The sequence below is a fragment of the Acinetobacter sp. WCHA55 genome, from assembly GCF_002165305.2.
Classification (GTDB): Bacteria; Pseudomonadota; Gammaproteobacteria; order Pseudomonadales; family Moraxellaceae; genus Acinetobacter.
The window spans coordinates 2,225,197-2,246,464 of record NZ_CP032286.1 but is presented as its reverse complement, the minus strand read 5'-3'; the positions used below and the strand labels follow the sequence as shown (position 1 = coordinate 2,246,464).

Sequence of the window (21,268 nt, the reverse complement as noted above, 5' to 3'; positions counted from 1 at the left end):
GGATACAAGCATGCAACAAGAAGTCATCATTGTCGGTGGTGGTATGGTCGGACTCAGTCTGGCGTTGATGTTAGCCAAACAAAACATTGCGGTGAAGCTTTTAGAGGCGATCAAATACCCAAATTATGATGATGTAAACCTTGCGCCATACCACTCTAGTTTTGATGCACGAAACAGCGCACTGTCTCGTCGTACAGTTCAGATTTACCAAGAATTAGGTTTATGGAGCGCTTTACAAGAACATGCAACACCTATTCTAGAAGTAAATATCACTGAACAAGGTAGCTTTGGTAAGGCTCGACTTAAAGCAGAACAAGAAAAAGTCGAAAGCTTCGGGCAGGTTATCGAGAATGCATGGCTCGGTCGTGTCCTACTGACAGAAGTTCAAAAACAGCCACTCATTGAGTTGATTGATGGCGTAAAAGTCACCAAACTGACGCAAGATGCTGATTTGGCATTCATCGAAGCAAACCGTGGAGAAGAAGAACTGTCACTGCAAGCAAAACTTGTTATTGCAGCAGATGGACGTGATTCATTCTGCCGTAAAGCTTTAGGAATTGGCGCTTCGGAACATGACTATGACCAAGTCGCTATTGTGACCACAGTACAGACCTCAAAACCTCACCACCATGTGGGTTTCGAGCGTTTTAGTAGTTTAGGGCCATTGGCACTGTTACCACTTCCGGGTGAATACCGTCGTTCCGTGGTTTGGCCTGTGCAAAAGGGTACTGAAGGGGAATGGTTGGGTGATGAAAATGACCAACACTTCTTAGATGCCTTACAAGAAACTTATGGCGACCGTGCAGGTAAATTCCAGAAAACAGGTAAGCGTTTTAGTTTTCCATTGTCACAAGTACTAGCAGAAAAGCAGGCCGTAGGACGAGTGGTGTTGATGGGCAATGCTGCGCATACGATTCACCCTGTTGCAGGGCAAGGTTTTAACCTGTGTATGCGTGATGCACACGTTTTGGTACGTTATTTAACGGAGCAAATTGCACAAAATGCTGACTTGGGCGATGCAACGATGTTGCAATCCTATGAGGCTTCACGTTTGACTGACCAACAGCGTGTAATTAAGTTCTGCGACTCTGTAGTGCGTGGTTTTAGCAACAGCAACCCGATCTTAAAATTTATTCGAAACACAGGGCTGGTCGCATTTGATACAATTCCAGGCATTAAACCGCTAGTAGCTAACTATGCCATGGGGCTAAAAGCATGAGCCAAGTTCAAGCTGATATTTTAGATGTGGTGATCATCGGTGGTGGTTTAGTTGGCGGACTGACTGCCTTACTTTTAGCACAGGGTGGTGTGCAAGCGACAGTACTAGATGCTGCGCCTATTTTAGATGAACAAAAAACGCTAAGCATTGCCAACCCACGTGTTTTGGCACTCAGTCAAGCAACGATACATTTGCTTAAAACCATTGATGTTTGGGATAAAATTGCCCGCCAGATGCCCTATAGTGGCATGCAGGTATGGAATAAAAATGGCTATGGTGAAATTAACTTTGGTCATGCGTCCCAGCAGGAACCGCAAGGCGAACAAGCTCTCGGTTCTATGGTTGAGCCAAGTTTGCTCAATTTAGCGATTCAACAGCAGATGCTTAATGTACTCAATGATTACCGCACCCAAGTTAAAGTTGCCCGTGTCGAAGAAGGTGTTGGGTTATGGTATATCCATTTAGCCGATGGCACAGTGCTAAAAACCAAACTGGTGATTGGCGCAGATGGTGCAAACTCTTTTGTACGAGAGCAAGCATTTATTGATATTGATGTACTCGACTACAAACAAGCGGGTTTGAGTTGCGCCATTCGGACGGCACAGCCACATCAATATGTTGCGCGTCAGATTTTCTTAGAAACTGGCCCTTTGGCATTTTTACCGATGGCGAGTTTAAAACCAGAGCAAGCAGGACATTGGCAGTCGATCGTATGGACTTTACCTGATGACTATGCAGATGAATATGCTGCACTTTCAGATGCTGAATTTACCGAGCTGTTAACGCGAGAAAGTCACCACATGTTAGGCGAAGTGTTGGAAGCGACACCGCGTGCTACTTTCCCCCTCAAAGCACGTGCTGCACAACAATATGTTAAAGCGGGTTTGGCCCTAATTGGCGATGCCGCACACGTGATTCATCCGCTGGCGGGGCAAGGGGTCAATATTGGCTGTTTGGATGCTGCTGTACTCTGTGATGCATTACTACATGATCTAGCACGTGGCGTATGGGCAAATGAGCAAACATTGAAGCGTTATGAACACCGCCGTAAAGGACAAAATGATGCCATGATGCATAGCATGTCTGCGATTGGTTGGATGGAAACTACACAACTTTTTCCCATGGTGTGGGCGCGAAACTTTGGTTTGAAACAGGTTGAAAAATTACCTGTATTAAAAGATGCTTTTATGACACAGGCCAATGGTTTAGGGTTGCTCAAAGAGACGCGTTATGCTGTCTAAGACGGGAAGTGTTATTTTTTAGGCAGTTGTAAAATATGATTACGATTTTGATTAAAAAGATACGATTTTCTATTGAATAAGACTATGCGAAAGGCTGAGAGCTTGTTAAATTTCAACATAATTGAAAACCAGTAATACATTGGAACCTTAAAGGTCATTTGTGGGGAGATTAAGATGACTGATTCAAATGATTATGATGATGTAGAAGACTCAGCGGTTGATGAGGACGAAGCACAAGCCGCTGAAAAGGGCGCATCAGATTCTTCTGAAAATGCAGCAAGTGATGGTGATGTTGCCGAAGCTGAGACACTCACTGTGACTGCGAAATTGAAACAGCGCCAAGCGCTAGAAGATGAAGTAGCTGCTTTTCTCGCACGTGGTGGTCGTATCACAGAAGTGCCAGCAGATGAGTCTGCAAAAGATTGATGTTTATAAAACACCACCAACGTGGTGTTTTTTTATGGTCTGCTTAAAGTTTCGTGCATCAATTACAATACGTGCAATCAATTTTGTACAGTCATCAGTTGCCTCTATTCGACTAACTGTTGATTAGCTTTTAAATAAGTAAATGATGCCTGTGGTGATTGAGCCAATGGTTGCTAATAGCATATCTTTGTGAGCATCCCACATGTCACCTTGCTGGCCATTATAATTTTCAGCATCTTCTGGAGAGAGTCCCATGGCAATCAGCCATTCAATCCATTCATAAATCAGACTGCTTGCCATCACAAACTGAATCACCAAAAGGAATAGTGTCAGTTTTGAAAGTTGCGGTAACCAGACTTGAAATACCCGATAGAAAAATGGGTAGAGCAGTAGACCGTATGCTAAATGTACAAAGCGATCATACATATTACGTGTCCAACCTAAACTCTGGTTGAGGTCGAGGTTTAAGTATTGGATCGACCATTCATTATAGGGTACATAAGAATACAGATAGTGTGCGCCAAGTATATGAATCAGCAAAAAAACAATATACAGCACAAAACTCATCAAGCTGAGTCCGAGTTTATACAGACAAATGATCAGCGTAATTAGCATGAACACAGTTCCGACCTGATGCAAGATATAAGAGCTGAGTTCAAGCGGGTGGATTGAAGCCAAAGCCACTGCTAAACAAAGCAGGATGAGACAGACCCAATGTGGCCTTTCCAGTTGATCGTTGATGGGATTTTCTGTGGTTGATGTTTTCAGTATGGTTGTCATCTTTTTATTTTTTCAATGAGATGTATGCAATATGCTTGTTTGTATTATAAATAAAAAAGCGAAGCCTCAGCTTCGCTTTTTTTAATTTCTAAAAGTTAGATTTTAGAAATTAAGTCCGCAACTTGTTTTGCTTGTTCAGCTGCATTACCTGTATAGGTTGCAGGCGTCATTTCCGCTAAACGTGCACGGTCAGCAGCAGGAACAGCTTCAAGTTCATTACCATTAACGAAGTCAACCATCATGTCACGCGTCATCGCTTGACCACGTGTTAATGCTTTTAGTTTCTCGTATGGTTTTTCAACGTTGTAACGACGCATAACGGTTTGAATTGGTTCAGCTAGAACTTCTTGCGCATTGTTCAAGTCTTCGTCAATACGTGCAGCATTCAGTTCAAGTTTACCAATGCCTTTTGAACATGCTTCAAAAGCAATCAAGCTTTGTGCAAAACCAACACCCATGTTACGTAGTACAGTTGAGTCCGTTAGGTCACGCTGCCAGCGAGAAATTGGCAGTTTTTCACCTAAGTGAGCCAATACTGCATTGGCTATGCCTAAGTTACCTTCTGAGTTTTCAAAGTCAATTGGGTTCACTTTGTGTGGCATTGTTGAAGAACCCACTTCACCGTCTTTCAGTTTTTGCTTGAAGAAACCTAAAGAGATGTAGCCCCAAACGTCACGGTTAAAGTCGATCAAAATCGTATTGAAACGACGTAAAGCATCAAACAGTTCCGCCATGTAGTCATGTGGTTCGATTTGAGTGGTGTATGGGTTAAAGCTTAGACCTAAAGACTCAACGAATGCTTGTGAGTGTGCAGGCCAGTTAATGTCTGGGTAAGCAGAAAGGTGAGCGTTATAGTTACCTACCGCACCGTTAATTTTGCCTAAAAGCTCAACGTGTTTGAATTGTTTGATTTGGCGTGCAAGACGATATGCTACGTTCGCCATTTCTTTACCCAAAGTGGTTGGACTTGCCGTCTGACCATGTGTACGAGACAACATTGGTTGATCAGCATGTTTTTCAGACAATGCCACGATTGAGTCAATGATTTGCTGCATAGAGGCAACCAATACATCACGACCACTTTTCAGCATTAGTGCATGAGACAAGTTGTTGATGTCTTCAGATGTGCATGCAAAGTGAATGAATTCACCTGCATTTTTAAGTTCTTCAATACCTTCAATTTTTTCTTTCAGGAAGTATTCAACCGCTTTTACATCGTGATTTGTAGTGCGTTCGATTTCTTTGATACGATTTGCATCGCTTTCAGAAAAATCAGCAACAATTGCATCAAGTGCAGTAGTGGTCGCAGCACTGAAAGCAGGCACTTCAGTGATTTCTGGACGGTTTGCAAGCGCTTGTAACCAACGCACTTCAACAGTCACACGAGCATGGATTAAACCAAACTCAGAGAGGAAAGGACGAAGCGCATCACATTTGCTAGCGTAGCGTCCATCTAATGGAGAAAGTGCGGTTAAAGCGTTCATAGCGATTCCTTAAACTTTGGAATTAAACGTAAAACTAAAAAGCCCGTCGATCATGTGTTAAATCACCTGATACTGTAAACGAGCGAGATCTTGAATATCTTTGAGCAATTTGCGTTTACTAAACACCATGCCCCATGAACTTCCACCGAGCTGACGCCATAAATGTGCCATTTGTAAGCCAGTGAAGAGGGAAGCACGAATGCGGTTGGTATGTGATGAATCTTTAAATGCTTCTGCATTGCCTCGCACCATAATGCGTGGGTTAATTTGCCCTGCGGTGTCGACGTAGGTTTGCGCGAGGTTGGCAATGATGCTTGGGTGCAAATAGTTATTATCGAAAAAAGAAAGCTGTCTTAAAATTTTTTGTTGGGAATGTTCAATAATTTCAACGAATTTGGGATTGCTATACACTTTCTTTTCTAATTGTAAGAGTGCCATGGCATAGGTCATGGGAAGTTTTGCAGTAGATAATTTAGGAATTCGCGTTTTGGGTGAGGTATTAAAGGGCTGAGTAATGCTACTTTCTAAGGTTTTCAGTCCTAAGGAGATGTCCGCCAACTGATGAAAGAAGTCTAAGGTCTGTCCGCTTTGGTTGCCCTTTGGTCGGATATTTAAACTGGCTTTAATCAACTGCTCTAAATAGAAGTTACCGCTTTCCCCAATACTTTGCTGACCGCTCAAGGCGGTCATATGCGTCAGTTGCGCAGACTGAAAAACAGCTGCCAACGCCAACGCTCGGTTTTGGCGTTCGTTCAAAGTTTGAGGCTGTTGAAACGGTAACTCAGCCATGTCTTAAAATCCTTTAAATAAAATCAGGTTTAGGAGCATTGGTATGATGAATCACGCCACCGCCTAAACAAACTTCACCTGAGTAGAATACGACACTCTGACCCGGAGTCACGGCACGTTGGGGTTCATCGAACTCAACGCGTACGCCACCTGGGGTAGTCGGATCATTAAAGATCACACAATCTTGGTCATCTTGGCGATAGCGTGTCCGAGAGGTACAACGGAAACCTGTTTCAGGAATCTGCATTTCACCTGTGACCCAGTCAATTGTTTCACTCCAAAGTGTAGTACTTTGCATGAGTGGATGTTCATGACCTTGACCAATCACCAAACGGTTGTTTTCAATATCTTTATGTAGAACGAACCATGCGCCTTCAGCGACACCTTTCAAACCACCAATACCAATACCACCGCGTTGACCGAGCGTATAGTACATTAAGCCGTGATGTTCACCAACCTCTTTGCCATCATCTAAGACGATTTTTCCAGCTTGTGCAGGTAGGTATTGTTTTAAGAAGTCATTAAAACGACGTTCACCAATAAAACAGATGCCCGTTGAGTCTTTTTTCTTCGCCGTGACTAAGTCATATTGTTCCGCAATTTTACGTACTTCTGGCTTTTCAATTTCACCCACGGGGAACAAGGTCTTATTAATTTCACGACCATGCACAGCATGTAAGAAATAGGTTTGGTCTTTATTTTTATCTAAACCACGTAGTAAAGGTGCGTATTGCTCACCTTTAGAGTTGGTCATAGTTTCGCCGCGACGTGCATAGTGACCAGTTGCAATAAAGTCCGCGCCTAGTTGCATGGCATGATCTAAGAATGCACGGAATTTGATTTCTTTATTACATAAAATATCTGGGTTTGGGGTACGGCCCGCAGCATATTCCGCTAAGAAATGCTCAAATACACGATCCCAATATTCCATAGCAAAATTGGCGGTATGTAACTTAATCCCTAGTTTGTCACAGACTGCTTGAGCATCGGCTAAGTCTTCCATCGCTGTGCAGTATTCTGTGCCGTCGTCTTCTTCCCAGTTCTTCATGAAAAGACCCTCAACTTGATAACCTTGTTGAAGAAGAAGAGCAGCAGAAACAGAGGAATCTACACCACCCGACATACCGACGATGACACGTTGTTGCATAGGACTAGGCATCCAAACTTGAAATAAGAGGAGAATTTTGGTGCTCATAAACGAGCGATAAAGGATATTTTTGACCCGCGAGTGCGTCTTGAACTGCTTTAATCACCAATGGACTACGCGCACGAGCCGTTTCGAGTAGTTCATCCAAAGTCATCCATACTGCACCGACGATACCTGTATCGAGTTCGGCGGTTGGATTGTGATGAAGTGACTGCGCTAAAAAACAGAAACGGTAATAGGTACGATCTGGAAACATGGGCGGGGTATAGGTATAAATGCCCAATAACGCATCTATAGACACTTCGTGTCCTGTTTCTTCCATGGTTTCACGAATAGCGGCTTCGATGAGTGTTTCACCTGATTCAACATGGCCCGCAGGTTGGTTAAATACAGTGTGTGTCACTCCCGCAGTATGCTCTTCTACTAATAGAAATTTTCCGTCTTTTTCAACAACAGTTGCGACGGTCACGTGAGCTGTCCAAGCGGTCATGTAAAAGCACCATGGGGTAAAAGGAGTATTCTACAAAATTTAGACGGTGGTGGCTATGTTATGGATATAAAATTAGTAGCTGAGTTCCACGCTTTCAGTATTATCTTCATCCGCTATGGAGATCGTTATTGTGGGAGAAGTGAATTCCCATCTCTTGATAGGAGGTGGTTTTTTACACAATTCAAAGCGTTTTTAGTGAAATGATAGATCTAATTAAAAAAAGGCATAAGTTTTTATAGTCTTATGCCTTCATCAGTTTAAATTAACGACTTGAATCTAGAACTTCGTTATTTTGAACCACTTCTTGTGCTTTTACATAGCTTTCCATCAACAGTGCATAAGCAGGAAAGATCTGGGTGTAGACTTGTGCCCATTCTTGCGCATCTTCACGGTTCCATGTTTTTTGGATTTCAGAAGCAACTGCCGCAGTATCCATCGGGACTACACCTGCTTGAACCACACGAGCAAGAGTAATTTCCTCGGCCATTTTTGTATATGTTCCTGAAGCATCAATCACTGCGAAAACTTTATAACCTTCAGCAACTGCACTAATGGCAGGGAAAGCCATACATACGCTAGTAATAGTTCCTGCAATAATTAACGTCTTTTTCCCTGTCGCTTTGACTGCATTGACAAAGTCTGGATTATCCCATGCATTAATCTCACCTTTACGCGCCACATATTGTGCATGTGGTGCATTTTGGTGTATTTCTGGAATTAAGGGGCCATTTGGACCTTGAGGAACAGAAGCTGTTGTAATCACGGGAATGTTTGCAAGAGATGCAATTTTTGCCAAAGCCGCCGCGCGCTGACGCAATTCAGGCATCGGCATGTCGCCTACAGTTTGAAATAAACCACTTTGATGGTCGATCAAAAGCATCACTGAATCTGTTGGATCAATTACTGGACGTTGACCTTGGAAGTTTGCTGGAGTAGACATTTTTATTACCTTTAGTACGGATTAACTTGTGATTTCTATATTAATTTCATGACAAAGGTGGAAAAATACCTAATATGAGAAACATTGTCATATTAAAAGAACAATTGGGTATTCAGGGGCTGTAGATGAAAGACTTCAATGACCTTTATTATTTTGCAAAAGTGATCGAGTACGGTGGCTTTTCTGCGGCCAGTAATGAACTGATGATCACCAAATCATTACTGAGTCGCCGTATTGCTGAACTGGAAAACCGTTTAGGGGTAAAGTTACTCAATAGAACTACACGCAGTGTATCCGTCACAGAAGTCGGAAAAGTTTATTATCAGCACTGTCAAGCCATGATCATTGAAGCAGAAGCAGCGGATGCAGCTATTGAAATGCTCAGTTTAGAACCTGTAGGCACGGTGAAAATCTCATGTCCTGTGAATTTATTGCATCTGAATGTCAGTACCATGCTGAATGATTTTTTAAAGAAATATCCCAAAGTGCGTTTACATGTTGAAGCCACCAACCGAAAAGTAGATTTGATAAATGAGCGTTACGATCTAGCAATACGTATCCGCCCCTTACCACTAGAAGATAGTGGACTCGTTGTACGTAACTTGTCTTTGTCTCGGCAGTTTATTGTGGCGAGTCCACAATTGGCTTATCAGCAGTTTTCCATTCAACATCCTAAAGAGTTAAATCAATGGCCTGTGTTGATGATGGAGTCATTTGTACCTGAATATCATTGGAAATTATTTGATGAAAATGAAGAACCATACGTGCTGAAGTGTGAACCGAGACTGACCACTACCGATCTCAACGCATTGCATGTAGCGACTTTACAAGGTCTTGGGATTGCCAAGTTGCCTGAACTAATTATTCATCAGGATTTAAAAGAAGGGCGTTTAGTCAAAGTAATTCCAAACTGGGAGCCAAAACCAGAGTTGATTCACTTAGCCTATACCTCTAGACGTGGTTTGTTACCATCAGTGAAAGCTTTAATTGACTTTTTGGTCACAGCATTTGAAAAATATTAAGAAATGAAAAGTGCGATGCAACTCGCACATAGGCCTATGACTCTAAATAATGCCCTGAAACTTTCACATAGTTTTGTGCTGAATAGGGTAAAAATGCTAATTCTTTTTCCGTAAGTGGGCGTACCTTTTTAGCTGGGCTTCCGACATATAAATAGCCACTTTCCAGCACTTTTCCAGGAGGAACTAGTGTGCCTGCACCAATCATGACATCGTCAGGAATAACGACATCATCCAAAACAATGCTATTGATACCAATCAAAACACGGTTGCCGATGGTACAGCCATGTAAGGTAACATGATGTCCAATAGTCACATCATCACCAATGATCAAAGGGGAACCGTTAGGTTTATCTGCTTTTTTATGACTCACATGCAACATTGCATGGTCTTGTACATTTGAGTTTTTACCAATTCGAATATGGTTTACATCACCACGGATCACAGCAAAAGGCCAGACTGAAACATTGTCAGCCAAAATGACATCGCCAATCACGACTGACATTTCATCAATATAGCAATTGTTACCCAGTTGCGGTGTGGTGTTCAAATAGGGACGAATATTTTTAGCCATATTGGTGTTCTGCTTTTTATGTAGGTGCTCATTATAAAATAAAAAAGCACCCAGACCGAGGTGTGGATGCTTTAACTTAAGTCTAAATATGACTTAGAATAGGTTTGAGAAGAATTGTTTGATGTGATCTAACATACGCGCAAAGAAGCCTGCTTCTTCAACATCTTTTAATGCAACCAATGGCTTTTCAGCAATCACTTTACCATCAAGGCTTGCAACGTATTTACCAACCACTTGACCCTTTTTCAACGGTGCAGTGAGTTTCGGTTGAACTACAATCTGCGTTTTAATAGAGTTGGCTTGACCTTTAGGCATGGTCACATTGAATGTTTCAGCTAAACCCACAGGGACTTCACTGTCTTTACCAAACCACACTTTCGATTTGGCTAAAACTTGGTTCGCTGCTTGTACGTTTTTAGTTTCAAAGTTTGCATAACCCCACGCTAAAATTTCACGTGTTTGCGTTGCGCGTTCTTGCATGCTTGGTGCACCAAAAATCACAGAAATCAAACGCATTGGGCCACGTTTAGCCGAAGTTGTTAAGCAGTAACCTGCTTCGTCAGTATGACCAGTTTTTAAACCATCGACACTTGGGTCAGTATAAAGCAGGGCATTACGGTTGCCTTGTTTGATGCCGTTAAATGTAAATTCTTTTTCAGAATAAATCGGATAATATTTTGAACTGTCATGAATAATGTGCTGTGCAAGCGTTGCCATGTCTTTAGCGGTCGAGTAGTGACCTTCAGCAGGCATACCTGTTGAGTTCATGAAGCTGGTATTGGTCATGCCGATACGTTTGGCTTCGGTGTTCATCATGTGAACAAAAGTACCTTCGTTCCCAGCAATGTGCTCAGCCATGGCCTTAGAAGCATCATTACCCGATTGAATGATAATGCCGCGTAACATCTCTAATGCAGTCGCTGTACCATTTAATGGAACATACATACATGATTCTGAACTGCTACCACGACACCACGCAGACTCATTCATCCGAACTTTTTCATCTTCAGTGAGTTCACCCGCCAACAACTTTTGTTCAATAATGAAACTCGTCATCATTTTTGTCATTGACGCTGGAGCTAATTTTTCATTTTCATTTTTAGATGCGAGGATTTGCCCAGTCTCATAATCCATCAGCACATATGATTTATTATTTAGTTCTGGTGGTGAAGATAAGACAGTTGCTGCAAATGAAATGCTTGGTACGAGTAATGCCGCAGCAAGGGCGCTTTTTTGAATCATTCTAAGGGGTTCCGATTTCTTTAGTATAAGCACGAGAGCTTTGCATTTTAGGACAAAGTTCTGCCGACTTCTACGGTAGAAATCGGCTTATTTCAAAGATATTGTAACCAATTGGTATTATTTGCTGTAAGTGCTCAATTCTTTACAAATTTCTTGGTTTTTTGCTTTGCCTGCTTTTTTCGCATCGGATTGAGCTTCGACTAAAATAGGTTTGAATTTTTTCTCTTTGCTGAGGCTTTTGAGGTATTCAGTTGGATTTTTCTGTTCTGGTAGATACTCTTTAGCCAAAGCATTGTAGCCATTTTCAAACTGAGTTTGGTCTGAAACAAGGCTTGGACAAACTTCAGACAGAACATAAATTGCAGCTAACTCTTGCTGAGTCACTTGTTGCAGTGGAGTCACTTCAATATTTTCGTCTTTATTGGCTGCATGAGCAGAACCGATGGCAATCAAAGAAGAACCACAAACTGCCAAAATCACTTTTTTCATTACATTTAAATTCATTCTAAACCCTAAGTGCATACATGTTTTTGCCATAATAGGATGAGCTTAAACAAATTTTAAGTAAATGTAAGCGAAAAAATGTATAGAAGCTGTTGACGTCGCTTCATCGTTTTTACATTTTTCAGTTCAATAAAAAGGATGAATAACCCCATTATTCATCCTTTCTTTGCGATACAGATATAGAACTTGAATTAACCTTCAAAGTTTACAACGTCATCACATACTGACTTTTGTTCTGCTTTGTCTGTACCATTTGCATCTGCACGTGCTTCTTTCAGAATCGACTGGTATTCGCTGTCTGACTGCAATTTTGCATAGGTCATGGACTTATCTGAGTAGTCTTGTAAATAGGTTTGAATTAAAGTTTGAATGTTGCTTTCAATTTTAGGGCCTTGACCCACCAAAGCAGGACAAAATTCGGTCATGACTTGCGCTGCTGCAATATCTTCTTTCACGATGGTGTTGGCTTCTTCTGCGCTTAACCCCTCTAGTGCAAAAGCAGATTGAGAGATCATGATAGCCATGCCTAATCCGAAGAAATTACGTAATGTTAAGCTTTTAATCATTTTTAAAATCACATATTTATGGTGGATGCGGAGACTCAATATATATTTTTTTAGTTAGAATTCAATGAAAAGTTCTGACCAGTCATTTTTTAATAGAGATTTATGTTTTGAATCTTTTATCGCCAATGATCATCCTAACTACTTCTAATCTTTAGTTTTGGCGGTCTTTAGGATGAGCTGCTTGTTGGTGCAGGAATAATATTTAGGGATAAAAAATGCTTACGATAGGTAAGCATTGAACTCAATAGCCCTTAGATAAGAGCTATTGGGTTTGATTTTCAAATGTTCAAATATTGAGAGCTAAAAAGTAATAAAAGCTTCGAATAGCCGTAATCTCATCTTGTGTAATTTCGAGTGACTCTAAGAATTTTTAATGCTCCTTATATTCCATCTCTTTAAATTTTTGATGCCACTTTATCATATCTTCTTTTGATAAACCTACTGCGATCATAATCTCTACAGTAAGCATAGTTTCCATCCTTCGTTCATTGATCCATTAAGCCAAACCTTTTACTTATAGACAGGTCAATCAGGTGAATTCAAAAATATCGCAAATTAAATTGATGCGAACAGAACATTTGTCATGGCTTATTTTACAGCTGTCTTTACGGGTAGCGAGTGACAACATGAGCTTAGGTGTTTAACGCAAATCAGTTTGGTTTCATGGTCAATACACGATTTATAAAGCATATGAATAAGTCTATAGACGTTGTGGTGTTGAAAGTCATAAACAGCCTCTATGGTCGGGGTCTTTGAAATTTAAGATTGGTTTCAGTTGTGAGCACTATTATTCAGCCTAGACAAAAGAATCAGGTTTGGTGCGTATCATGACTGAAGAAAAAACATTGAATAAGGTGCTGAGCAAGGTGCCTGAAGTCACTTTGCTGTTTTGGATCATTAAAATTGCTGCAACAACACTGGGTGAAACAGCGGGGGATGCCTTATCCATGTCACTTAATCTGGGATATATCGTAAGTACGGGCATCTTCGCCGTTATTTTTGCAATATTCGTTGCAGCACAGATTAAGGCCAAAAAATATAATGCATTTTTTTATTGGTCTACAATTATTGCAACAACAACTCTAGGGACCACTATAGCGGACTATGTTGATCGGACCTTAGGACTGGGCTATTTAGGTGGCAGCTTAATCTTATTCGGCTTACTTATTTTCTCTCTATTGGCGTGGTACTACAGCAGTGGGTCAATAGCGGTACAGAGTATTCAATCTTCCAAAAGTGAAGCGTTTTATTGGCTGACCATCATGTTTTCCCAAACATTGGGTACAGCGCTAGGCGATTGGACAGCAGATACGCAAGGTTTGGGTTATACCAGTGCAGCACTTATCTTTGGCAGTTTACTTTTATTGCTAACGATACTTTATATGTGGACCAAAATCTCTAGAACTTTCTTATTTTGGGCTGCATTTGTACTCACGCGACCATTAGGTGCCGTACTGGGGGATTTCCTAGATAAGCCTATTAGTCACGGAGGGTTGGATTTAAGTCGATTTGGCGCATCCTTTGTTCTATGTGGTTTTATTGTCTTTTGTTTGGTGGCTTTTAAACCCAAAGCAGCAGCGATTGCTCACTAAATAAGATATCAGGTTGAACATCTGCTCAATGCACGATGATCAATACAAAAATTGCTATTTCTTCATCAGGTTTTTTAGTCCAGAACATTTTTAAATTTTATGGTCTGAATAGAGATAGCTTTCATTTGAGGACTATTTCAAGTTCTAGTCATAGAAGTGTCATTTTATAGCTAGAAACTTAAACCTTATTCACCCTCAGATATTTTGTACTGCCGTTTAATATTTTGCGTTTTCACTCCCCAAACAGATGAGGCTGTTCTACTTTGGTGATGCTTAAAACTTTTCATGCTATCAAACACTTCTTGCACTTCCCAAATAAAAGGGTCGTGGCTTTGCTTGACCTCAAAAGAAATGCAACCGTCTTCTTGAAGAGTTAATTTAATATGTTCTGGAAGGAGTTCCATCACCATACAGACTTCTTCTTTAGACACACAAATGAACAGGCCATTGAGTTTAACCATAGGACTCCTTATTGATCTCCAACATTGTTAGCATTTGTTTGTTTAGCCAAATTCATCTCATGTCTGACGCGACTAATCTGGTCATATATGACTTTGCGCATTCGGTTTATCGCACCCAATGGTTTATGTTCAGCTAATGCATGCCATGGTGTAAAGGATAGGTTCTCACAAAACTTATTTTGCTCTGCGGTATCAAAAACTTGCTGAGGAATACGAATAGTGGCCACTTTATAGAAAGGAGCTTGCTCTTCTTTCCATTCCGTCATCGAGTCTTCAACAGACATTGAGCTGGATGTCCGAGGTTGTACTAGAAATTCCATGCAGGCATCACGATCTTGTAATGTCGTTCGAAGTGCCTCTCTTAAAAAGTCCGTTTGAGGAGAAACTGGAATCGGGCTAACAACGCTTGAACATGCACGAGCAGAGTACTTTACCGCTTGACGATGCGTGCCAACTCCTAACTGATAGGGCACCATGGACCAGTATCTGGTTTGCAAAGGATTTGAAATTTTATTTCTAGTGTTTAAGGCAATCCAAGTTCCTTTCGCTCCTAATGCGAAAGGGACATGCAGTTTTTTTAGAAATAGATCGCTATTGATATCTTGCATAAATGATAGATAACGAGCAGGCTCATTGGCAAAGAATACAGGGTGATTGATCATGATAAAATCTTGCGTAGACGCAGGTTCATCTAAAAGGTTTTTCTCTGGCACGGCTAAAAGTTTGATCGCCATGCCGCGTGCATCTTTCTTTATATCTGCCTGTTTTGCATTACTCGATCCATTCGAAAAACGAATCCATGCTTGATAAGTTTTACCCGGAATAAAAACACCATGGGCCATGTTTGGAGGCAATGTCTCATTTATCTTAAATTCTGCGCGTACGCAACCATGTGCTTTAGGGTGCGCATCACGTAGCGCAATTTCTGTGGCATATTGTTTTCGGATCGTCATTTCAATGATGTTCGCGATTTCTTTAGCCGTGGCGGCCTCATTCGGATAAAGACTTTCACTTAGACCATGATCTACATTTGGGTATATAAAATTTTTGGAAGAACTCAACCCTACAGAGGGTGTATTCGCATTTACGTTAGCAGCAATACCTGTGAGCAATATGGTATGAAAAAGTAGACCTAAACGCATAGGTCTTGCGGATTTAGGCATTGATTGTCTCCTTGCTCTAAAGCTGGATTTTTTAGTTTTTAGCCTGATGATATGAACTTGTTTAGCCTTATTTAAGACACAGAATTATGATTATATCTGTGGCATTTTTTTATTCATGGCTACTGTCTAGAAAAATCTTAATGAAGGGCTACTCTGAGTGGTGGTGAAAAATTAAGATTAGTTTGAAATTTGTTCGATGATGTTTATCTCCCTCTAAAACTTATATATAAAAGAGGATGAGCATGAGCGAAAAAATCAATGTCATGAATGTTTAGTTTGTGGACAGAAATTCCTCATTAAAAACCTTATTCCTATGGGCCAATACGAAAACCTATTACTGAAGAAATTTCACATGATTTTTCAGAATGGTCGCCTCAAAGTTATATATGCCAAGCAGACTTAACCAAATACCGAATTCAGTATGTTCATTCACTGTTAAAGTCTAAAAAGAGGGAAGTGACTGATCTTGAATATGAAGTGATTAAAAGTTTGCAACAACATGAAGTAATCACCAAAAATGATTGAAAATCAGTTGGATCAAATGGATTATTGTCAATACGGTGGTCATGGTCACGCACCTGTCGATCCATATCCCTATATTTTTTTAAATTTAATTGGCTTTGTTGCATAAAGCCCTTAAAGATAGAGCTTTCCTAAGTTGCTCAAATTTAAGTGACAACTTGGGTATGAGGTCGGCCTAATTCTGTAAATCTATTTAAAATGGCTATACGAGCATGTACCTCGTTGACTTGGCTTTGAAAGTTCCTAGCACTGAGTTTATCGCCTAATAATTTGATGCAGTGCATCTTGGTTTCAACCAGACTTCGCTGATGGTAGCCCGACCATTTTTTCCATAGTGTCCTGCCTAAACGTTTAACAGTGCGAAGTAATTCATTTCGCTCTAGCGAATGAACTTTTTTATCTTTCCAAGGCTTGGCATTTTTTCTAGGTGGAATCACTGCATGTGCTTGCCGATCTGCAATGACCTGTCGGCATTGCTTGGTGTCATAAGCGCCATCGGTATATACGGAGTCAATCTGCTCATCCAATGGAATCTGATTGAGTAAATCCCCAAGCACCTGTGAATCACTTACATTGTTGGTCGTGAGCTGAACGGCTCGTATTTGCAGGGTTCTAGCATCTATACCAATATGAAGTTTACACCATTGGCGACGATATTCAGACTGATGCTTTTTACGTTTCCATTCACCTTCGCCCAAAAACTTTAAGCCAGTAGAGTCTACGAGTAGATGAAGCCCATCACTGTTTTTCTGATAACTAATTGCAATATCAATATGCTTTTGTCTTCTACAAAGCGTACTGTAATCTGGTGCTGTCCAATCTAATCCACAAAGTTTAATTAAGCTTTGAACAAAGCCAGTGACCATGCGTAAAGTAAGTCTAAATAGAGATTTGATCATCAAACAGCATTGAATCGCTATGTCGGAGTAGGTTTGACTTCGACCTTGTTTGCCTTGAGGTTCTGCATACCATTGTGTTTTTGGATCGAACCAAATGGCAATATTCCCACGATTAATGAGAGCTCGGTTATATGCGGGCCAATTGGTTGTGCGGTAGATTTTGTGTGTAGGCTTCTTCATTTGGAAATTATATTGCTGAAGAAGCCCTTAAGAACAGCTTTGTGCAACAAAGCCTCAGTAGACCATTAAATGCTGAAGATGAGGTTGATACTGTCGTATCTGGAGACACCAGTAATAATACATTTACAAGTGACGCCACTGTGAGTGAGTTATTTGTTTTAAATGGTGGTCAGGATATTCTGAAGTTAATCCAGAATTCTTCTGGAGAAACTTTGGTGGACTATGTAAGTGACTTCAAGGTAACCGAGGATAAATTGGATTTATCAGAGTTCTTAGACAGTAATCATGTGAACTCATCAAATATTCAGGATTATCTAGGTGTTTCTTACGATGCTGATCTTAAAACAAATACAGTAAGTGTCCGAACTGATTTAAATGGTAATTCTAAAGATATTTTAGTTTTAACAAATCAGTCTGAATACCTGTCTGTACAGGATCTACTAATAAATCAGGCTGTTATGTATTGATAGCTTGATGTTCGTATTTTTATAAATTTTAATTTTTTCAGAAAAGAGAAACCCTTGCGTAGGCAGGGGTTTTTTAAATTTAGAAGTTTGATCCTAGCCAGTTTTTCTAACACCAAAAGATTCATACTTACACCACACTCCGTAACTTCAAGGGTTGGTTTTTGATGAACCATTGATGGAGCACCAACAGGAAACCGCCCACTATACTTTTTTTCTGAAAGCGGTATAGGCTATTTTTCATTATTGTTGATCATATCAGCTACAACTTTACCAACAAGATCAACAATTCCTGAGTATGCTTTAGATTGTTCTGCATCAAGCCAAGACAGTGATGGAAATTCGGCACATAGACCGACATACTCATTATCTTCTGCAGTCTAACATTCAAATTTTATGCATTCCAACTGTCAACAATGTTTGCCCAATCTTGTAGCATTTTTCTACGGTCACTTAAATATTTAGCATGGTTGTATGTAGCTCTTGTCTTGTTTTCTTCAACATGTGCCAACTGCTTATCAATCCAGTCCTGTTTATATCCTTGTTCATTTAACAAGGTTGACGCCGTTGCCCTAAAATCATGTGTGGTTACCTCGGGCAATCCAATAAAAACCAAAGCTCTATTTAGTGTTGTTCTTGCCAGCATTGCATCTTTTTTAAAAGGTGCAGAAAAAACATATGTTTGGTTTTGAGAGATTTCATATTGTTCTTTCAATAACGCGAATAACTGATCAGACATTGGGACCAGATGTATATGGTTCTTTTTATTGCTGCGCTCTTGTTTTCGGCGTCTTGAGGCTTTGGGAAACTCAATTACACGGGTGTCAAAATCAACAAATGACCATTGCATACGTCTAACCTCTGAAGCACGCAACATGGAGTACATCATTGCTAAGCAAGCGTTTCTGACCGTTGTTGTACCTCCATATAGTTCCAGCCTAGTTCTCAGTTTTATGCGTTCATCTTTTTCTAAGGGACGAGCGTGTTCTATTTCTGGAGATTCTATAGCGCTTCTTACGGCATAGGTTGGATCATTGTCGGCTCTTTGAGTAACAATTGCATATTTCATTACTAAACTGATGAATCTTCGATTTTGATTGGCAGCTGCTTCACCTGTACCATAGTGACCTAGTTTTTTTACCCTAACTATTGTGTCTTTCATGATGGTTAAAACATCTGAGGAATTAACATTCTTAACGGGTTTGTGGCCAATAATTTTGTAGATATCTTTCTCCATGGATCGTTTGAATTGTTCAACATAGTCCTCGCCTCGATATTTCATTTGTTCTAAAACATATTCTTCTGCTATAGCTTTAAAAGTATTGGATGAGGCTGTAACAGATTCGGCCTTCTTTTTCTTTTTTTCATCAACAGGGTTTATATCGTCTTTTAGCAAGGCCCTAGCTTCATCTTTCTTTTTGCGGGCCTCTGCAAGTGAGACAATAGGATATTCACCAAAACTGATCGTTCCTTCCTTCCCATTTAATGTATATTTGAATCGCCAGATTTTCTTGCCAGTGGGTCTAACTTCAATGTATAACCTTTCTGCATCAAGCACTCTATATACTTTTTCTTTAGACTTTAGTGATTTTATTTTAGTATCTGATAGCATTGAGTTACCCGTTCAGTTAAATAAGTTACCCGCAAAAGTCCCCGTTTTTTTGACAGATTAGTGCGAACTAATACAGACTAAAGTAGATTAAATTTAAGTCTAAATAAAGGTTTTTTAAATATTTTTAGATTAATGTAGATTTAAGAAGATTATTGTGAATATTTTAATAGCTAATGACGATGGTGTTTTTGCACCAGGTATTCAAGCGCTCGCACATGCTCTACGTCCATTAGGTCGCGTGGTGATTGTAGCACCTGAAAGTGAACGTAGTGGTTTTTCCAGTGCTTTGACTTTAGATCGCCCCTTACGCCCAATCGAAATTGCACCCGACATGTGGGCAGTCAATGGAACACCCGCAGACTGTGTCTATTTGTCCATGAATGGTTTGTTTGACTTTGAATTTGACCTTGTTGTTAGTGGTATCAATAGCGGGGCAAATTTGGGGGATGATGTGCTGTACTCAGGAACAGTGGGTGCAGCTTTTGAAGGTCGACTCATGAAGCAACCAGCTATTGCGGTATCATTGGCTGGGCCAGAAGTGCGTTCGTACAACCGCCCAGAAGATTATCATCATGCTGCACAGTGGGTGCATGACTTTGTGAAGCAAGGTTTGCCTGAACTGCCACCACGCCATATTTTGAATATAAATATTCCCGATGTCGCTGAATTACAAGGTGCTAAAATTACTTATCAAGGACGTCGTCGTCAGTCTAAGCCGATTACTAGTCATGTTGACCCACGTGGTCGTCAAGTGTACTGGATTGGGCTTGCAGGTGAAGCAGTGGCAGAACCGAAAAGAGGCTATGATGAGGTAGAGTCAGACTTTTTCGCCGTGGCGAATGGCTTTGTCAGTATTACGCCTATTCAGATGGATGCAACCAACTATGAAGTTTTGCATGCATTACAAGGGCAAATAAGTGTTTAAAAGTCGCTGCAGCTGAGCAATACAAGGAATGTTTTCAGCAGTTTGTTATAACTTTGTGAAAATACGTGCAGAGATACTATTTTCATATACTTTTTTGCTAATCTTAGCGCAAATTAAACTGATTATTTTTTGTATTTTTAGAGAGTAAGATAAATGTCTGTGTTGTCTCAAATTCGTTTCATTGCAATTCCTACAGCACTGCTGAAAACTGTCGTGTTATCTACTGCTGTAGTTTCAACTGTTATTTTGAGTGGTTGTGCTTCTAAACCACAGGTTAACAATGCAACACGTTTTGCGAAAGCACCAGACTATTATACAGTTCGTTCAGGCGACACGCTGAGCGGTATTGCAACTCGTTATGGGCTGAGTTATATATCGGTTGCGGACATGAATGATATCGCTGCGCCGTATCGTATTTATGTGGGACAGTCATTACGTTTAAAAGGTTCGGGTAGCCCACGTACAACCACGACGCAACCTATTACACAAACCGCTCCAATTCAACGTCAAAATGTTGGTCTCCCGAGTCAAAATACGACCACCACAACTACAACAACTCCTGCTAAAGTACCGACCGCACCTGTTGCGAGCTCGAAAAGTTCAACTTTACGCTGGGTAAAACCAAGTAATGGCGCTGTTTTGCAAGGTTATAATTTAGCAAATAATGTAAAAGGTATTCGCTACGCTGGTAACCAAGGTGATCCAATTTATGCAGCAGCAGATGGTCAAGTGGTGTATGCAGCAGACGGATTGAAAGAATATGGAAACTTAATTTTGGTTAAGCATATTGACGGTTATATCACAGCATATGCACACAACAGTGCGATGAATGTGAAGAGCGGTCAAAATGTGACGGCAGGACAGAAAATTGCGGAAATGGGATCAACAGGTGCAACGCGTACCATGTTGGAGTTCCAAGTACGCTTAGATGGCAAGCCAATCAATCCGACTATAGTTTTACCATTAAATTAAAAAATCTGGATGCAACGCAAAAAATTCACCGTATAATACAATGAGTTGTTTTTATCA

The 21,268-nt window shown here is 40.6% G+C and carries 22 protein-coding genes and 2 pseudogenes; 9 read left to right on the top strand and 15 right to left on the bottom strand.

The genetic code is table 11. The features are described 5' to 3' along the window. Positions 1-10: 10 nt before the first annotated feature. The 3 genes from ubiH to CDG62_RS13685 all read left to right on the top strand — a co-directional run bounded on the left by ubiH (position 11) and on the right by CDG62_RS13685 (position 2,886). A complete protein-coding gene (gene ubiH, locus CDG62_RS13695) occupies positions 11-1,219 on the top strand; it encodes a 2-octaprenyl-6-methoxyphenyl hydroxylase (RefSeq protein WP_087528836.1) in 1,209 nt (402 codons plus the stop codon). Further along, a complete protein-coding gene (locus CDG62_RS13690) occupies positions 1,216-2,460 on the top strand; it encodes an FAD-dependent monooxygenase (RefSeq protein ID WP_087528837.1) in 1,245 nt (414 codons plus the stop codon). Before ubiH ends, CDG62_RS13690 begins: the two co-directional genes overlap by 4 nt. Before the next feature lie 174 nt (positions 2,461-2,634). After that, the gene (locus CDG62_RS13685) at positions 2,635-2,886 is read left to right on the top strand and encodes a hypothetical protein (RefSeq protein WP_086207818.1); all 252 of its coding nucleotides are present in this window, start codon (positions 2,635-2,637) and stop codon (positions 2,884-2,886) included. A 123-nt stretch (positions 2,887-3,009) separates the two neighbouring features. Here CDG62_RS13685 and CDG62_RS13680 read toward each other — a convergent pair whose 3' ends face one another. From CDG62_RS13680 to CDG62_RS13655, 6 genes are all read right to left on the bottom strand, one after another. Beyond that, on the bottom strand, positions 3,010-3,666 hold the full coding sequence (locus CDG62_RS13680; protein WP_087528838.1) for a DUF2238 domain-containing protein: 657 nt from the start codon (positions 3,664-3,666) through the stop codon (positions 3,010-3,012). 95 nt (positions 3,667-3,761) lie between these two features. Continuing rightward, a complete protein-coding gene (purB, locus tag CDG62_RS13675; protein WP_087528839.1) occupies positions 3,762-5,150 on the bottom strand; it encodes an adenylosuccinate lyase in 1,389 nt (462 codons plus the stop codon). A gap of 57 nt (positions 5,151-5,207) precedes the next feature. Next, on the bottom strand, positions 5,208-5,939 hold the full coding sequence (gene hflD, locus CDG62_RS13670; RefSeq protein ID WP_087528840.1) for a high frequency lysogenization protein HflD: 732 nt from the start codon (positions 5,937-5,939) through the stop codon (positions 5,208-5,210). A gap of 13 nt (positions 5,940-5,952) precedes the next feature. Beyond that, positions 5,953-7,086, bottom strand: a complete 1,134-nt coding sequence (mnmA, locus tag CDG62_RS13665) for a tRNA 2-thiouridine(34) synthase MnmA (RefSeq protein ID WP_087528841.1) — start codon at positions 7,084-7,086, stop codon at positions 5,953-5,955. Between the two features lie 4 nt (positions 7,087-7,090). After that, positions 7,091-7,576 carry an NUDIX hydrolase gene (locus tag CDG62_RS13660; RefSeq protein ID WP_087528842.1) on the bottom strand — a complete coding sequence of 162 codons (486 nt, stop codon included), beginning with the start codon at positions 7,574-7,576 and terminating at the stop codon, positions 7,091-7,093. Positions 7,577-7,838: 262 nt separating this feature from the next. Further along, the gene (locus tag CDG62_RS13655) at positions 7,839-8,516 is read right to left on the bottom strand and encodes a hydrolase (RefSeq protein ID WP_087528843.1); all 678 of its coding nucleotides are present in this window, start codon (positions 8,514-8,516) and stop codon (positions 7,839-7,841) included. A 125-nt stretch (positions 8,517-8,641) separates the two neighbouring features. Between CDG62_RS13655 and CDG62_RS13650 the strand changes: the two genes are divergently transcribed. Continuing rightward, positions 8,642-9,538 (top strand): LysR substrate-binding domain-containing protein, encoded by an 897-nt coding sequence (locus tag CDG62_RS13650; protein WP_087528844.1) that lies wholly within the window; start codon positions 8,642-8,644, stop codon positions 9,536-9,538. Positions 9,539-9,572: 34 nt separating this feature from the next. Here the strand turns inward: CDG62_RS13650 and CDG62_RS13645 are convergent, their stop codons facing one another. The 4 genes from CDG62_RS13645 to CDG62_RS13630 form a co-directional block, all read right to left on the bottom strand. Beyond that, positions 9,573-10,109, bottom strand: a complete 537-nt coding sequence (locus CDG62_RS13645) for a gamma carbonic anhydrase family protein (RefSeq protein ID WP_087528845.1) — start codon at positions 10,107-10,109, stop codon at positions 9,573-9,575. A gap of 93 nt (positions 10,110-10,202) precedes the next feature. Further along, positions 10,203-11,351, bottom strand: coding sequence for a D-alanyl-D-alanine carboxypeptidase PBP5/6 (gene dacC / locus CDG62_RS13640; protein WP_087528846.1), 1,149 nt, complete (start codon positions 11,349-11,351; stop codon positions 10,203-10,205). 117 nt (positions 11,352-11,468) lie between these two features. Further along, positions 11,469-11,855, bottom strand: a complete 387-nt coding sequence (locus CDG62_RS13635) for an MCR_0457 family protein (RefSeq protein WP_087528847.1) — start codon at positions 11,853-11,855, stop codon at positions 11,469-11,471. A 191-nt stretch (positions 11,856-12,046) separates the two neighbouring features. Beyond that, positions 12,047-12,421, bottom strand: coding sequence for an MCR_0457 family protein (locus tag CDG62_RS13630; protein ID WP_087528848.1), 375 nt, complete (start codon positions 12,419-12,421; stop codon positions 12,047-12,049). An 827-nt stretch (positions 12,422-13,248) separates the two neighbouring features. Between CDG62_RS13630 and CDG62_RS13620 the strand changes: the two genes are divergently transcribed. Continuing rightward, positions 13,249-14,013 carry a hypothetical protein gene (locus CDG62_RS13620; protein ID WP_087528849.1) on the top strand — a complete coding sequence of 255 codons (765 nt, stop codon included), beginning with the start codon at positions 13,249-13,251 and terminating at the stop codon, positions 14,011-14,013. A gap of 185 nt (positions 14,014-14,198) precedes the next feature. On the opposite strand, the gene CDG62_RS13615 is transcribed toward CDG62_RS13620, so the two are convergent. Further along, on the bottom strand, positions 14,199-14,474 hold the full coding sequence (locus CDG62_RS13615) for a putative quinol monooxygenase (RefSeq protein ID WP_087528850.1): 276 nt from the start codon (positions 14,472-14,474) through the stop codon (positions 14,199-14,201). A gap of 8 nt (positions 14,475-14,482) precedes the next feature. After that, positions 14,483-15,637 carry a catalase family protein gene (locus tag CDG62_RS13610; RefSeq protein WP_087528851.1) on the bottom strand — a complete coding sequence of 385 codons (1,155 nt, stop codon included), beginning with the start codon at positions 15,635-15,637 and terminating at the stop codon, positions 14,483-14,485. A 226-nt stretch (positions 15,638-15,863) separates the two neighbouring features. Here CDG62_RS13610 and CDG62_RS13605 point away from each other — a divergent pair. Further along, positions 15,864-16,253: pseudogene (locus CDG62_RS13605) on the top strand (hypothetical protein); the annotation flags it as partial. Between the two features lie 52 nt (positions 16,254-16,305). Here CDG62_RS13605 and CDG62_RS13600 read toward each other — a convergent pair. Then, positions 16,306-17,238 carry an IS5 family transposase gene (locus CDG62_RS13600; RefSeq protein ID WP_087528927.1) on the bottom strand — a complete coding sequence of 311 codons (933 nt, stop codon included), beginning with the start codon at positions 17,236-17,238 and terminating at the stop codon, positions 16,306-16,308. A gap of 41 nt (positions 17,239-17,279) precedes the next feature. Here CDG62_RS13600 and CDG62_RS13595 point away from each other — a divergent pair, with 41 nt between their 5' ends. Further along, on the top strand, positions 17,280-17,705 hold the full coding sequence (locus CDG62_RS13595) for a type I secretion C-terminal target domain-containing protein (protein WP_162904037.1): 426 nt from the start codon (positions 17,280-17,282) through the stop codon (positions 17,703-17,705). A 230-nt stretch (positions 17,706-17,935) separates the two neighbouring features. On the opposite strand, the pseudogene CDG62_RS19795 reads toward CDG62_RS13595, so the two are convergent. Then, positions 17,936-18,082 (bottom strand): annotated as a pseudogene (locus CDG62_RS19795) (antitoxin HicB); the annotation flags it as partial. Between the two features lie 14 nt (positions 18,083-18,096). Then, a complete protein-coding gene (locus tag CDG62_RS13580; protein ID WP_087528740.1) occupies positions 18,097-19,314 on the bottom strand; it encodes a tyrosine-type recombinase/integrase in 1,218 nt (405 codons plus the stop codon). Between the two features lie 154 nt (positions 19,315-19,468). Here CDG62_RS13580 and surE point away from each other — a divergent pair, with 154 nt between their 5' ends. Next, a complete protein-coding gene (gene surE, locus CDG62_RS13575; RefSeq protein WP_087528739.1) occupies positions 19,469-20,239 on the top strand; it encodes a 5'/3'-nucleotidase SurE in 771 nt (256 codons plus the stop codon). 153 nt (positions 20,240-20,392) lie between these two features. Next, positions 20,393-21,211, top strand: a complete 819-nt coding sequence (locus CDG62_RS13570) for a peptidoglycan DD-metalloendopeptidase family protein (RefSeq protein ID WP_004980810.1) — start codon at positions 20,393-20,395, stop codon at positions 21,209-21,211. Positions 21,212-21,268 lie beyond the last annotated feature (57 nt).